The following is a 13,387-nucleotide window of genomic DNA, read 5'->3' as shown; positions in this document are numbered from 1 at the left end:
CCCTTGGTTGCAGCGCCCTCACTCATCTGACGGGAATCGGCCTACAGTCCGTTGGCCCTGTCCTCGAACTCCTGGCGGGAAGCCAGCCGCGGGTCGTCCCCGTCGGGAACCACCATCACGGGGCCCTTGGAGTGGTGCAGCACACCCTGGCTGGTCGAGCCCAGGAGCATCCCCGCAAAGCCTCCACGGCCGCGTGAGCCGGTCACCAGCAGCCTGGCGGTCTGGGATTCACGGATCAGGATTTCCACCGGGGCGCCGTCGATCACGTCGATCTCGATTTCCAGGCCCGGGAACAGGCTCTGCAGCCAGGCCTTGCCGATGCCCATCTGGTGGCGCACGTCGGCGGTGACAGCTTCCTGATCGACGGTGGCCGGCATCCAGGCCAAGGCGCCGCTGATCGGGGCCAGTGCACAGACCACGCGCAGCGTCAGTCCGCGGGTGGCGGCCAGCTCGGCGGCAACGAGCACGGCCAGGCGCGCCCGGTCCGATCCGTCCACGCCGACGACGATGCGGTCCTGGACCTGGACGTCGCCTTCCTCTCGTTTGGCAACGCACAGCGGCACCACGACGGTCGGGCACTTGGCGTGGGCCGGAAGTGCACTGGAAACCGATCCGAGCAGCCTTCCGACGAATCCGCCGCGGCCCCGGGTGCCGACCACGATCAGCTCGGCCTGCCGGCTCAGGTCCAGCAGCACCCCGGCCGGGTCGCCGGACTCGATGTAGGTACGCACCGTGATGTCCGTGTCGGTGATCGTGGCACGCGCCTGGCGGACGACTTCCTCGGCGCCGTTGCGGATCAGTTGGTCGTCCAGCGTGGCATAGCCTGCATCCATGGACGAGGCGGCGAAGACAGGGATCGTGTAGGCCGTCACGATGTTCAGGATGCTTCCGCGCCGCTTGGCTTCCTGTGCGGCCCACTTCAGGGCGCAAAGGCCCTGGTCCGAACCGTCGACACCGACAACGATTCCCTCGATGACCTCGGCGTCACCCTCGGGCCTGTTGTTTTCGCTCATCGTCTTCACTCCTACGCGTCCCGGTCTGGGTCCTCGCGGGCTTCCCCGTACGAGGTCCCGTGCTTCCATTGTTCACCACAGTGTGACGTGGGTCTATCTGTTGCCGAGCGTGGCGCATTTCTCCCTTGTTTTTTCGCCTAGCGGCGTAAAACCGAACTATACTTCCCCCATGCCCTCACAGGAAAACTCCCTCCTCGAAAAGACGAAAGTTTCGCGTCTGGACCGTTACTTCAAGGTCTCCGAACGCGGATCCAACTACTCCAGAGAAATCCGTGGCGGCTTTGCCACCTTCTTTGCCATGAGCTACATCGTGGTGCTGAACCCGCTGATCCTTGCCGGTGCGGATTCCAACGGCGACTCCCTGGGTTCGGCCCGGGTCGCCGCCGCCACCGCACTGGTTGCCGGCATCATGACTATCCTGATGGGTGCCTGGGCCCGGCACCCCTTCGCCATGGCCACCGGGCTGGGCGTCAATGCCTTCATCGCCGTGACCGTGGCAACCAACCCCGGGCTCACCTGGCCCGACGTCATGGGCCTTGTCATCGTTTCGGGCCTGACCATGCTGGTGCTGGTGCTCACCGGCTTCCGCACCGCGGTGTTCAACGCCGTGCCCGCGAGCCTCAAGTCCGCCATCGTGGTCGGCATCGGCATGTTCATTGCGCTGATCGGGCTGGTCAACGCCGGCTTCGTGCGCCGCATCCCGGATGCCGCCGGAACCACCGTCCCGGTCGGCCTGGGCTTCGAGGGCACGCTGGTCGGCTGGCCCATCCTGGTGTTCATCGTCGGCCTGCTGCTGACCATCGCCCTGGTCGTGCGCAAGACCAAGGGCGCCATCCTCATCGGCATCATCGTCTCCGCCGTCCTGGCAAACGTCCTCGAGGCCGTGTTCAAGATCGGCCCGTCCTTCGACGGCACCACCGCCAACCCGCAGGGCTGGTCGCTGGTGGCCCCCTCGATGCCTAACTGGGCGCTGCCGGACCTCTCGCTGATCGGGCAGGCCAACATCTTCGGCGCCTTCCAGAACCTCGGCGTGACCGCAGCCCTGCTGCTGGCCTTCGTGATCCTGCTGTCCATCTTCTTCGACGCCATGGGCACCATGGTGGGCCTGGCCAATGAGGCCGGCTCCGTGGACAAGGACGGGAACATCCCTGACGTGGACAAGGTGCTGCTGGTCGACGCCATGGGTGCCGTGGTGGGCGGCGGCGCTTCGGCTTCCTCCAGCCAGATCTACGTGGAGTCCGGTGCCGGCATCGGCGAGGGCGCCCGCACCGGCCTGGCTTCCATCGTCACCGGAGTGCTGTTCCTGGCCGCGATGTTCCTGACCCCGCTGATCCACCTGGTCCCGTTCGAGGCCGTAGCCCCGGCCCTGGTGGTCGTTGGCTTCATGATGATCTCGCACGTCTCGAAGATCGACTGGAACGACATGGGTGTGGCCATCCCCGCGTTCCTGACCTTCGTGCTGATGCCCTTCACCTACTCGATCGCCAACGGCATCGGGGCCGGCTTCGTGTCCTTCGTGTTCATCCGGGCCATCCAGGGTCGCGCCCGCGAGGTGCACCCGCTGATGTGGGCAGTTGCCGCCGCCTTCGTGCTGTTCTTCGGCATCGGCGTCATCGAGCAGGCAATGGGCGCCTAGCCCGCGGCATTGGACACCGCCTGCACGGAAGCGGGCCGCGGGGAGGAAATCCTCCCCGCGGCCCGCTTCTTTTGTCTCCCCGGCGCGTTCGTGCGGCTACCTGGCCTCGAGCTTCCACAGCGAGGTGACCTCGGCCGAGCGTTCGGTGTGGAACGGGTCGGACGCGTCGGCGGCGCGGCCGTGCGACGGTACGGTGTCATCGCGCCCGCGCACCACCAGCCCGGCCTCCTCGATCCACCCCAGCAATTGTTCGCGGGTGCGCAACCCCAGGCGCTCGGCCAGATCGGAAATGACCAGCCAGCCCTGCCCGCCCTCGGAAAGGTGCGCCGGCAGGCCCCTGAGGAACGCACGCAGCATCGCGGACTTCGGGTCGTAGACCGCGTAGTCCAGCAGCGTCTGCGGGGTCCCGGGCAGCCACGGCGGGTTGCACACCACCACGTCCGCTTTGCCCTGCGGGTACATGTCCTGCACGATGGCGGTGGCGCTGCCGGACAGGCCCAGAGCCTCGAGGTTCGCGTTGGCGCAGGCCACGGCCCGGGCCTGCGAGTCGGTGCCGGTGACCTGCCCGACGCCGCGTTGGGCCAGGATCGCTGCCAGCACCCCGGTGCCGGTGCCGATGTCGAAGGCCAGCGCGGTGCCCGGAAGTTCCGCGCGTGCCACCAGGTCCAGGTATTCCCCGCGCACCGGGGCGAAGGTGCCGTAGTGCGGGTGGATCCTCGCGCCCAGGGCCGGAACGTGCAGCCCGGTGGCCCGCCACTGCTGGGCGCCGATGGCCCCGAGCAGTTCCTGCAGGGACACCACGGTGGGTTCGTCGACCGGGCCGAAGGCGTTGAGCCAGGCCTCGGAGACGTCGGGGGCGCGGCGCAGCGGGACCACGGGTCCCGGATCCACCGGGACCAGCAGCATTGCCAGCACCCGCGCGCGCTGGGTGCGCGCCTGGCGGTACTTGTAGAAGCGCTCGGCGGTGGTGGGTTCCGCGGCGTTGCGCTTGGGCTTGGCCCGCGTTCCGTCGGGGATGCGCCGGGCGATCGCCCCGAGCAGCTGGCGGGCGTTGTGGTAGTCCCCGGTGAAGAGCAGGCCGGTGCCCGCCGCGGCCAGCCGGTAGGCCTCGTCGGCGCCGAGTGCGTCGTCGACGACCTGGATGCTGCGGGGCGCGGCCGCGTCGTTGGCCGAGGACCAGCGGGCGCTGCGTTCCTCTCCCTCACGCGTGAAGGAAATTGTTGCCGGGGTATTCATCGCGGTGCGTGGCTCCTGCTCAAGATGGGTGGGTCGTGCGGCGAAACCGGTTCCGCCGCGGTTCGGTCGCGGAACCCAAGCCTATAGCGGGCGGCGGGCGGCCACCCTCCGGCGAGGCCAGGGGCCGGGCCGGTCTAGAGCGCGGTGGAGTGGCGCGCGAAGTTGCGCACCGTGGCATCGTCCCAGTGCTGGGCCGGGACCCCGCCGCCGAGCAGTTCGCGGATGAACCCGGCCCCGGCGGGGATCGGCGCATGCGATCCGGCGATGATGACGTTTCCGTGGCGCCGGCCCTTGAGCATGGTCGGGTCCGCGACGATGGCCACGTGCTTGAAGACAGCGCCGATGGTGGCGGCCTCCCGCCTGGCGTTTTCCAGTGCGGGGGTGTCCCCGCAATTGACGATGTACAGCCCGTCGGCGTCCAGCACGCGGGCCGCGTGCGCGGTGAACGCCAGGGTGGTCAGGTCCTTCGGCGTCTGGTCCCCGGCGAAGACGTCGCGGATCAGCAGGTCGCGGGTGGCGTCGGTGAGCGTGGCCAGCACGGCCCCGGCCTCCCCCACGCGGATCCGCAGCAGCGGTGCGCGCGGCAGGTCGAACCAGGCACGCACCAGGGCGGCGAGCTTGCCGTCCAGTTCGACGACGACCTGGCGGGCGTTGGGGTAGGTGTCCGAGGCCCAGCGCGCCATCGAGCAGGCGCCGCCGCCCAGGTGCAGGACCCTCAGCTTGTGCCCCGCCGCCTCGATCTGCGAGGGGACAAAGCGCGAACGGATCAGGGCCGCGATCCACCGCATGTATTCGAAGTCCAGGTGCCCGGGGTCGGCCAAATCCACGTGCGAGGAGGGGACGTCGTTGATGCGCAGCAGCCAGCCGGTGGGCGAGTACGGGTCCCGTTCCAGTTCCGCGGTGCCGGTGTCGATGGGGTAGATGCCCTCGAGCGGGCCGTCGGTCGGTGCGGCCAGGGAGGTGGGCGCCACCGGGGCGTTGTTCCGGGATCCCTTGTTCCTGCCCTTAGCCACGGTCGGCACCGTGGCGGACCATGCGCAGCTCGTTCAGCCCGGCCCAGTCGTCGACCAATGCCTCGACGCGGTCGTCGGCGACGAAGCCGTGCTTCTCGTAGAACCGGCGGGCACGCGGGTTGTGCTCAAGCACCCAGAGCACCGCGTCGCGGTTCCCCAGCGCGGCGGCCATCAGGCGCTCGCCCAGTCCGGTGCCGTGGTGCGAGGCCAGGACGTAGAGGACCTGCAGTTCGATGGCGACCTGCGTGTCCGCGTCGTCGTCCGCCGCGGGCCCGCCACCGGCCACGCCAACGACGTCACCCGATGCGCTGGTGGCGATCCACAGCTCGGCGCCCTGGGCCAGGCCGCGGGTCCACCAGTCGGCCTGTTGCTCCAGCGACGCGCGGGCGTTGGCGAAGAAGGAGGCGGGGCGCTGGCTGCCATAGGCCTCTTCCCAGGATGCGAGCTTCATTTCGAGGGCTGCGGGAATGTCTTCGGGCACGGCAAGTCGGATGGTGCAGGGATCGGTAGTCACAGGGGCAAGCTTATGCGCTTGGCGGCCGCCGCGACGAAAGGAGCGGGCACCCCGAATCAGCCCCGCCCCGGGGCCGTTGCCTGCCGGGCTTCCTAGCGGACGACGGCCAGGGCAAAGCCGTCCCAGCCCTTGGCCCCGACGGTCTGCAGTGCCGTGGCGTCGAGCCGCGGGTTGGAGCCGAGCACATCGATCCCCTGCCGCACGCCGTTGACCATCCGCCCGGCCTCGGAGAGCGGATCCCCGGGCCGCAGCACCGCGCCCTCGCGCACCACATTGTCCACCACGATGACGCTTCCGGTGCGGCCCAGCGCGATGGCCAACTCGATGTAGTGCCCGTTGTTTTCCTTGTCCGCATCGATGAATATCAAGTCAAAGGGTTCGCCGCCCTCGGCCAGCAGGGCATCGAGGGTGTCCAGGGCCGCGCCGATGCGGATGTCGACCCGGTCCTCGACCCCGCACGCGGCAAGGTTGTCCGCGGCCACCCGGGCGTGCAACGGCTCGTACTCGCAGGTGGTCACATGGCCGCCGGGGCCGACCCCGCGGGCCAGCCAGGTCGTGGAATACCCGCCCAGGGTGCCGATTTCCAGCGCCCGCCTGGCACCGGCGATCTGGGCCAGCAGCATCAGGAACTTGCCCTGCACCTCGCTGACCTCGATGTGCGGCAACCCGGCGGCGTGGGCGCGTTCCCGCGCCTTCGCCATTTCCGGTTCCGGGGCGAGCAGTTTTTCCACCATGTACTTGTCGACGTCGGCCGGGCCGGGCACGGCAGCTGGGGTATCCATGTTTGCTACTCCTGTGAGTTGATGGCCTTTTCCAGTCGCTCGATCTTTCCGGTCAGCTCGCCGGTGTAGCCGGGACGGATGTCGGCCTTGAGCACGAGGGATACCCGGGAACCGTAGGCGGCAACGGCTTCGGTGGCCCGCTTGACGACGTCCATGACCTCGTCCCATTCGCCTTCGAGTTCCGTGAACATCGAGGAGGTGGAGTTGGGCAGGCCGGAGTCCCGGACGACCTTGACGGCGGCGGCCACGGCTTCGTGGACGGACCCGTCGGTGTTGTCGGTGCTGGGGGCGACAGAGAAGGCAACAATCATGCTTCCACTGTGCCACCGCGGCACCGACATGTCACTTGCCGGCGCCGGAAACACGACATGCAAGGAGATCCGTTGTTGTTTTCCTTGCCAAGCGCCGGGGGCTCTGCAAGGCTCAAGCCCAACCGGAAAATACTTGGGAGACGGTAGACATGGGGGCATTTCTGAGGATCGGAGCGGCCGCGGTGCTGCTTGGTGTGCTGGGCGGCTGCTCCGCCGGGCCCCTTGTCCCGTCGCGGGCATCCCCGAGCGACGCCTTGGAGGACCTCATGGATCTTGTTCCCGGCGAGGCCCAGGTTCTGATGGGCATGGGGTCGGCCGACCGGGCGACGGTCAAGGCAACCGCCAAGCTGGGGCGCTACGAGGGAACCCGGCTGACGTTGATGGCCGTGTGCGCCGGGTCCGGGACGCTGCATCTGGAGCTGGAACACGGCAACCTGTTGGCGGTTCCATGCGACCGGAAGGTTGCCACGGTGGACGTCTTCGTCACGGGCACGGCCCGTCCGGGCTTCGTGTCAATCGCCCTGGAGCCGGGCAACACCTATTCGACGCTGGTTTTTGCCAGCGCCCCGGGGCAAGGGTCCTAGCCCCAACCCAGGTAGCGAGCCAGGGCCGCGGCCCCTGCGCCGACGATGACCACCACGAGGAACGGGGCGCGCAGCAGCAGCGCGACGCCGGCGGCAACCAGGGCCGCCACCCGCGCATCGAATGCCACCGCGGTTCCGCTGGCCACCGTGTTGACGATGGTCAGCGACGCCAGCAGGCCGATGGTCAAGGTCCCCGCGGCACGGGTCATCTTCTCGTTTTCAAGGATCTTTTCCGGGACCAGGTAGCCCAGGAGCTTGATGCCGTAGGCTGCCGCGCAGCCGGCAAGGATCCACCACCACAATTCGCTCATTCGGACTCCCCACGTGTTGCGCGCGGCTCGACATCCGGTTCGAGCCCCTCCGTTGCCGGTCCCCGCCCGAAGTAGCCCCACACGCCCGCAACGAGGGCCGCCACCAGGATCGGCACACCCGGCGGGACCAGCGGGATCGCCAGGACGGTGGCCAATGCGCACACCGTGGCGATGGCAACCGGTTCGGCCGATTTCAGGCGGGGCCACAGCAGCCCCAGGAACGCCGCCACCGCGGCACCGTCAAGGCCCCAGGCCTTGGGGTCTCCCAGCGCGTCGCCAAGCAGGGCCCCGGCGACGGTAAAGATATTCCACAAGACGTATACGCCGATTCCCGCGACCCAGAAACCGCGTTTCTGTTCGGCCGGGTCGCTCTGCCCGGCGGCGGTGGCCGTGGATTCGTCGATGGTCACCTGCGCGGCCAGCAGCTTTTTCAGTCCGTTCGGTCTGAGCATGGCCTTGATCTGCATGCCGTAGACGGCATTCCTTACGCCCAGGAGCGTGGCCGCGCCAAAGGCCGCCCCCGGGGAACCCCCGCCGGCGATCACCCCGATGAAGGCGAATTGCGAGCCCCCGGTGAACATCAACAGGCTCAGCGCCATTACCTGCCAGAGGTTCAACCCTGCGGCAACGCCCAGCGCGCCGTAGGAAATCGCATAAAGGCCCGTGGCAACCGCAATGGATGAACCGATCTTGGTTGCTGGAGTCATGAGGGATGGCACGGCATCAAGCTTAGCCATCGCCGATGCCGCCGCGTGCATCGTGGTCTGCGGTTGCCTGTGGCCCGGGCTTAGGCGTGGGTGGCCTCGTAGCGCACCTTCAGTGCGCCGCGTTTGATCTTGGCCTCCAGGATCCGGGCACCCTTCAAGGCACCCAGGTCGCTGACGTGGGTGCCGCCGCACGGTTCGGCGTTGACCCCGGCGATCGCCACGGTGCGGATCCCGTGGGCGTCAATGCTGCTGGTGACCGGCGCCCGGGTGTCGATCAGTTCCTGCATCCGCGCCTGGAGCTGCGCGATAACCGCGGCACGGGTGTCCGGGTCGCCGAGGTCCTCGGCGACAGACTCGGGGTGGAAGTCCAGGCGGGCCTGGCCGGGGAAGTGGCTGTGCCCGCTGTGCCGCCAGCCCCGCTCCTCGCCCAGGAATCCAACCAAGTGGCCGGCGGTGTGCAGGGCGGCATGCAGCAAGCGGGTGCCGGGATCCACGGCGGCGTGCACCGTGGTCCCGAGCCCGGGCAGTTCCTCGCCGGACAGGACCACCAGGCCGTTCCCTTGGCGAGCCACTGTGACTTCGCGGCCATCGACCGTGCCGGCGTCCTCCATCTGTCCCCCGCCGCGCGGGTGGAAGATGTTCGGGCCCAACGCGATCCACGCTTCGCCGGCATCGGTGTGCCCGGCGGCGATGACGACGGTTTCGGTCTCGAAGAGGTAGGTGTCGGAGAAATATGCGCTTGTTTGTGGTTCCACGAATGCCAGCCTACGCTTCGGCTCCCGGGCACCCGTTCAGGCCGAGGTGTTCCTTGATGGCCGCGGGAACGTTGCTGGTGAGTTGGGCGACCCCGCGCTTCACGAGGTAGCTGGCGTCCTGCGGGTCATCGACGGTCCACACCCGGAGTATCGCCCCGCGGGCCAGCCAGGCATCGGTCAGTTGTGGGTACTTGCGCATGTAGGCCACGCCCGGGCCGGCGAGCTGCGGCACCCCGGAACCAAGCAGGTCGACCCCCGCGGTCATGGCCCGGGCCAGCACCGCGGCCACGCCGGCCCTGTCGGTTTCCCCGGCCTTGACCAGCTCATCGATCCACTCCTCGTCGACCTCGGTGACCAGTTGGCAGACGTGGTCCGGGGACACCCGTTCCATCAGGTACCGCACCGAATCCGGGTCGAAGCTCATGAAGGAGACCTGGATGTTGCCCAGCGCGGAGGTCTCCGCGTCCCAACCCAGGGCCGAAAGCTCCTCGAACATCGCCTCCTCCAGCCGCCTGCCGAAGGGGCTTGGATGCTTGATCTCCACGGCCAGGCCGATGGGACGGCCGGAATCCTGCAGGAGCCCGACGAGTTCACCCAGCGTCACCAATTGCTCGTGCAGCCCCCCGTAGGCCGCCGGGATCGCCGGGTTCTTCCAGGACGAAAAATCCAGTGCCTTCAACTCCGACAGGGTCTTTTCCCCTACCCGCCCGCTGGAGTCCGAGGTCCTATCGACCGTGGGGTCGTGGTGGCACACCACGAAGCCGTCCGAGCTCAGGTGGATGTCGCACTCGATGCCGTCCGCCCCGTCAGCAAGGGCTTGCATGTAGGCTGCGCGCGTGTTTTCCGCGTAGGCCTGTGACGAACCGCGGTGGGCATAGACGAGGGTTCTCATGCCTTTCACGCTACCGCCGGGCACGGCATCCGTGCCGCTTCCCGCGCCTGTGGCTTAGTGAACTATCGTTGGAACCCTGTCCCACCCGCACGCCCAGGCCAAGGGAGCCGCACCCATGACATCGACAGGATTCGGCCTTGCCGCAGCAAACGATGCCGCCAAGGCGGTCGCGCTGCGCAAGATGAAACGCCTGGCCACCTCCCTGCTGGCGGTCTTTGCCGTGATCTTCGCCGTGGCCTTCGCGCTGCAGCACAGCTACCCGTGGCTGGAGTACGTGCGGGCGGCGGCCGAGGGCGGAATGGTTGGCGCATTGGCCGACTGGTTCGCCGTCACCGCCCTGTTCAAACACCCGATGGGGCTCAAGATCCCGCACACCGCGATCATCCCGCGCAAGAAGGACCAGATCGGCGAAAGCCTGGGCCAGTTCGTGCAGGAAAACTTCCTCTCCCGGGAGGTCGTGGACGCCAAGCTGCAGCAATTCGATGTCTCGCGCAGCGTCGGGACGTGGCTCGCCAAGGACGAGGCGGCCACCCGGGTTTCCCAGGAGGTTTCCACGGTGGCCCGGGCGGTGCTGGAGGTCTTGGACGACCGCGACGTGCTGGCCCTGCTGGAGTCGCTGGCCAAGAAACACATGCTCGCCCCAGAGTGGTCCTCGACCCTGGGGCGGATCATGGCGCGCGTGGTCGCCGACGGGCACCACAAACCCGCGGTGGACCTGCTGGCCGAACGCGCCGAGCAGTGGGTCGACGGCAACCGCGTCATGATCGTGTCCCTGGTCGCCGAGCGTTCCCCTTCCTGGGTGCCGGCGATGGTCGACACCCTGCTGGGCGAGAAGCTTCACCGCGAGCTGCACAAATTCGTCCGTGCCGTGCGCGAGAACCCGCACCACCCGATGCGGCTGAGCATCGATGCGTGGCTGGAGAAATTCGCCACCGACATGCAGGACGACGCCGAAATGATCGCCAAGGTCGAGGCCTTGAAGCATTCGGTGCTGGGGGATGCGCAATTGCGTGATCTTGCGGCCACCAGCTGGTCCTCGATCAAGGCCGGCCTGATCGACTCCATGGAAAACCCGGAATCGGAACTGCGCCGATCCATGATTGCGGCGATCCGCGACCTCGGTGCCAGGCTGCGCGACGACGCGCAGCTCGCGGCGAAGGTCAACGGGTGGGCGGGCAACGCCGTGGGCTACGTCGTGGAGAACTACCGCGGGCAGATCACCTCGCTGATCACCGAGACCGTGGCCCGCTGGGACGGGCGGGAAACCAGCGAAAAGATCGAGTTGCAGGTGGGACGGGACCTGCAGTTCATTCGCATCAACGGCACGGTCGTGGGCTCCCTGGCGGGCCTGGCCATCTTCACGGTGGCCAACGCGCTGCTGCGTTAAGGCGTCTCGCCGGCTTCCAGGCTCGTTCCGCGCCGCAGGCGTTCGGCCTCGATGCCGGCCTCGACCTCGGCCATGGCCTCGCGCCGTTCGCCCTCGCTGACCAGTTGCCCGGGGATGGTGGTCGGCAGGGTGCCGAAGGCCAGGCCCGCGGCCTCGATGACCTTCTTGCCCAGGAAGCGGTTGCCGAAGCCACCAACCGCCGCGCCGATGCCAAAGGGGACCATCCGCCCAAGCATCGAAGCACCCTGGGTGGCGAACATCTTCTTCAGGAAGGTCCGCTGGATGGTTCCCTGCAGCGTCGAGACCAGGCTGGAGGGTTTGTTGGTCCCGAACATTGCCGCCCATCCCTTGACGGGTCCCGCGCCGTGGCCTGCGGCCTGGTGGGTCAGGGCCGAAATCATCGAGCTGCCCTCGTCGCCCAGCAGGATCGCCATGACCAGGAGACGGGCCTTGTCCGGGTCCTCGGTGGTGATGCCGTGAAGTTCCGCCAGTGATTGGGCGTAGAGGGCGCTGGCCTCGAGGAAGGCCACGGTTGCAGCGGCCGAAAACCCCAGGGCCGCGACGGTCCCCACGCCGGGGATGGCCGCGGTGGCACCCACCGCAGCACCGGAGCCGGTGATGGTGAGCAGGTAGTCGCGCTCGACCAGCTTGGCCAGTTCCGCCGCGCTCCGGTCCGGGTTCTTGCGCCGCATGCGCCGCAGGTAGGCCAGGACCAGGGGGCGCTGCACGCCAACGGCCTTCATGATGGCGCCCTGCACTCCCGGCTTGGGCTTGCCGTCCGGGCCAATGACAGTGGAGGTAATCGGGTTCTTTTTCATCCTGCCCCCACTCTATGGGCACCGGGCCGGTCGCCGTAAACGTATTTTCGCTGGGCATATGCTGGCAACCGCACCGCCCGCCCTGCGGCAAGCCCGTGGCGCGGCGGGTTTCCGCGGCGGAAGGCGCCGCACCGCGGGCGCAACCGGCTTGGCGTCCCCCTCAGCGACCGGCGAGCGCCGGCGCAACCGGGCCGACGGCCTCGGCCTTCTTCAGCGCCGCCCGCAGGGACACGAACAGCACGACCACGGCAACGGCCAGCGAGATGTGTCCCAGGCCGGCGATCCCGGCGAAGGCCGCCGAACTGGCGTCGGTGCCCAGCACCACGAGCGTCCCCTTCACCAGCATCATCCCTCCGGTCACCGCTACGCCGAGCGTCCACAGCCAGTAGAACCAGGTGAAGGCGCGCGGGGCGGCGGCGGAGATGGCGAAGAGCTTCTCCAGCGCCAGCACGATGAGCAGGAAGACGAAGCCGAGCACCAGCAGGTGCGTGTGGACCAACGGCAGCTGGGAGGCCGAGCGGTCCATGAAGTCGTTGGCCTTGGTCAGCTCCCGGTAGTACAGGCCCGAAAGGACCCCGGTGGCTCCAAAGGCAAAGGCGGTGTAGAGCAGGCGCATCATGAGAGTGTTCTTCCTTGTCGCAGGTGCCCGGGCAGGCGATGGTTGTGCCGGCAGGACCCGAGGGGCCGGGGCCTTGCCGCATCCCACCACCAACTCTGCCCGGAAGCGTTCCCGCCCGGATCAACCATCCGGTTGATCCTGCTTGTCGCCCCCGCCAGGCGCAGGCCTGGTCAGGGTGCCAGGTAGTGCTTGAGGAAGTTGCGCACGTCGCGGCGTTCGTCCGCCCCGAACCCGTGCCCCATCTCCGGGTAGGTGCGTGCGGTCAGCGCCGTGTTGCCCGCCAGCCATTGGTCCGTGTGGGCGATGGCGTCCGGGTTGATGACCACATCGCGCGGGTCCCGTCCCCAGAAGCACGGGATCGCGGCCCCGGGCTCGGGAACCGTGTCCGTGAGGTTCAGCAGTTCGTTGGAGAGCACGAAGCCGCTCAGGCCCACGAGGGCCTTGTAGGTTTTGGGCCGCAGCCGATGCAGCGTGGTGGCCATGGCCATGCCCTGGGAATGCCCGAGCACGCTGATCGAACGGTAGCCAAGGGCGTGGCGGTCCTGCCAGTCGAAGACCCGCTGCGCGGCGGCGACGACCTGGGCAAAGTCGTTGGCCAGGAAGTAGTCCAGCAGGAACCAACCGCAGCCCCCGCCCACATCCATCGGGCCGCGCAGTGCCACGCCGGTGGCGTGCGGCGGAAGTTCGTCGAACCAGCCCGTCATGCGTTCGGGGTTCGAACCGTACCCGTGGAGCACCACGACCAGGTCGGTGCCTTCACGCTGCGGCGCCGGGCGCGAATAGATTCCCTCATCCATTCCTCCACCGTA

The 13,387-nt window shown here is 68.2% G+C and carries 16 protein-coding genes; 3 read left to right on the top strand and 13 right to left on the bottom strand.

The features are described 5' to 3' along the window. Positions 1 to 41 precede the first annotated feature (41 nt). Positions 42 to 1,013 (bottom strand): universal stress protein, encoded by a 972-nt coding sequence (locus BLJ79_RS09880; protein ID WP_071214586.1) that lies wholly within the window; start codon positions 1,011 to 1,013, stop codon positions 42 to 44. 169 nt (positions 1,014 to 1,182) lie between these two features. Here BLJ79_RS09880 and BLJ79_RS09875 point away from each other — a divergent pair, with 169 nt between their 5' ends. Continuing rightward, entirely contained in the window at positions 1,183 to 2,649 is a 1,467-nt protein-coding gene (locus BLJ79_RS09875) for an NCS2 family permease (RefSeq protein WP_071214585.1), read from the top strand. A gap of 96 nt (positions 2,650 to 2,745) precedes the next feature. Here BLJ79_RS09875 and BLJ79_RS09870 read toward each other — a convergent pair whose 3' ends face one another. The 5 genes from BLJ79_RS09870 to BLJ79_RS09850 all read right to left on the bottom strand — a co-directional run bounded on the left by BLJ79_RS09870 (position 2,746) and on the right by BLJ79_RS09850 (position 6,505). After that, a complete protein-coding gene (locus BLJ79_RS09870; RefSeq protein WP_071214584.1) occupies positions 2,746 to 3,885 on the bottom strand; it encodes a methyltransferase in 1,140 nt (379 codons plus the stop codon). Positions 3,886 to 4,019: 134 nt separating this feature from the next. Continuing rightward, positions 4,020 to 4,898, bottom strand: a complete 879-nt coding sequence (locus tag BLJ79_RS09865) for a spermidine synthase (RefSeq protein WP_217641886.1) — start codon at positions 4,896 to 4,898, stop codon at positions 4,020 to 4,022. Beyond that, positions 4,891 to 5,412 (bottom strand): GNAT family N-acetyltransferase, encoded by a 522-nt coding sequence (locus BLJ79_RS09860; RefSeq protein ID WP_083411182.1) that lies wholly within the window; start codon positions 5,410 to 5,412, stop codon positions 4,891 to 4,893. Before BLJ79_RS09860 ends, BLJ79_RS09865 begins: the two co-directional genes overlap by 8 nt. Before the next feature lie 92 nt (positions 5,413 to 5,504). Continuing rightward, positions 5,505 to 6,194: an O-methyltransferase gene (locus BLJ79_RS09855; RefSeq protein ID WP_071214582.1), complete on the bottom strand. Its 690-nt coding sequence runs from the start codon at positions 6,192 to 6,194 to the stop codon at positions 5,505 to 5,507. A gap of 5 nt (positions 6,195 to 6,199) precedes the next feature. Then, on the bottom strand, positions 6,200 to 6,505 hold the full coding sequence (locus BLJ79_RS09850; RefSeq protein WP_071214581.1) for a thiamine-binding protein: 306 nt from the start codon (positions 6,503 to 6,505) through the stop codon (positions 6,200 to 6,202). A 149-nt stretch (positions 6,506 to 6,654) separates the two neighbouring features. On the opposite strand from BLJ79_RS09850, the gene BLJ79_RS09845 reads away from it, so the two are divergent. After that, positions 6,655 to 7,089: a hypothetical protein gene (locus BLJ79_RS09845; protein WP_071214580.1), complete on the top strand. Its 435-nt coding sequence runs from the start codon at positions 6,655 to 6,657 to the stop codon at positions 7,087 to 7,089. Here BLJ79_RS09845 and BLJ79_RS09840 read toward each other — a convergent pair. From BLJ79_RS09840 to BLJ79_RS09825, 4 genes are all read right to left on the bottom strand, one after another. Next, on the bottom strand, positions 7,086 to 7,400 hold the full coding sequence (locus BLJ79_RS09840; RefSeq protein WP_071214579.1) for an AzlD domain-containing protein: 315 nt from the start codon (positions 7,398 to 7,400) through the stop codon (positions 7,086 to 7,088). The two genes, BLJ79_RS09845 and BLJ79_RS09840, sit on opposite strands and share 4 nt — an antisense overlap. After that, entirely contained in the window at positions 7,397 to 8,107 is a 711-nt protein-coding gene (locus tag BLJ79_RS09835) for an AzlC family ABC transporter permease (RefSeq protein ID WP_071214578.1), read from the bottom strand. The genes BLJ79_RS09840 and BLJ79_RS09835 overlap by 4 nt, the downstream gene beginning before the upstream one ends. An 80-nt stretch (positions 8,108 to 8,187) precedes the next feature. Further along, complete coding sequence (locus BLJ79_RS09830) at positions 8,188 to 8,862, bottom strand: alanyl-tRNA editing protein (RefSeq protein ID WP_071214577.1); 675 nt, start codon at positions 8,860 to 8,862, stop codon at positions 8,188 to 8,190. Between the two features lie 10 nt (positions 8,863 to 8,872). Then, positions 8,873 to 9,754 carry a glycerophosphodiester phosphodiesterase gene (locus BLJ79_RS09825; protein WP_071214576.1) on the bottom strand — a complete coding sequence of 294 codons (882 nt, stop codon included), beginning with the start codon at positions 9,752 to 9,754 and terminating at the stop codon, positions 8,873 to 8,875. A gap of 115 nt (positions 9,755 to 9,869) precedes the next feature. On the opposite strand from BLJ79_RS09825, the gene BLJ79_RS09820 reads away from it, so the two are divergent. Beyond that, the gene (locus tag BLJ79_RS09820; protein WP_083411181.1) at positions 9,870 to 11,141 is read left to right on the top strand and encodes a DUF445 domain-containing protein; all 1,272 of its coding nucleotides are present in this window, start codon (positions 9,870 to 9,872) and stop codon (positions 11,139 to 11,141) included. Here the strand turns inward: BLJ79_RS09820 and BLJ79_RS09815 are convergent. The 3 genes from BLJ79_RS09815 to BLJ79_RS09805 form a co-directional block, all read right to left on the bottom strand. Beyond that, positions 11,138 to 11,959: a hypothetical protein gene (locus BLJ79_RS09815; RefSeq protein ID WP_071214574.1), complete on the bottom strand. Its 822-nt coding sequence runs from the start codon at positions 11,957 to 11,959 to the stop codon at positions 11,138 to 11,140. The genes BLJ79_RS09820 and BLJ79_RS09815 overlap by 4 nt on opposite strands. Before the next feature lie 160 nt (positions 11,960 to 12,119). Beyond that, the gene (locus BLJ79_RS09810) at positions 12,120 to 12,578 is read right to left on the bottom strand and encodes a DUF2871 family protein (protein ID WP_071214573.1); all 459 of its coding nucleotides are present in this window, start codon (positions 12,576 to 12,578) and stop codon (positions 12,120 to 12,122) included. 170 nt (positions 12,579 to 12,748) lie between these two features. After that, positions 12,749 to 13,375: an alpha/beta hydrolase gene (locus BLJ79_RS09805; RefSeq protein WP_071214572.1), complete on the bottom strand. Its 627-nt coding sequence runs from the start codon at positions 13,373 to 13,375 to the stop codon at positions 12,749 to 12,751. Positions 13,376 to 13,387: the final 12 nt, after the last annotated feature.

Origin of the sequence: Arthrobacter sp. UCD-GKA, from assembly GCF_001863355.1 — a bacterium.
In the GTDB taxonomy this organism is placed as follows: domain Bacteria; phylum Actinomycetota; class Actinomycetes; order Actinomycetales; family Micrococcaceae; genus Paeniglutamicibacter.
Note: the sequence above shows the minus strand (reverse complement) of the source record. Positions and strands in the feature narration are given on the sequence as shown.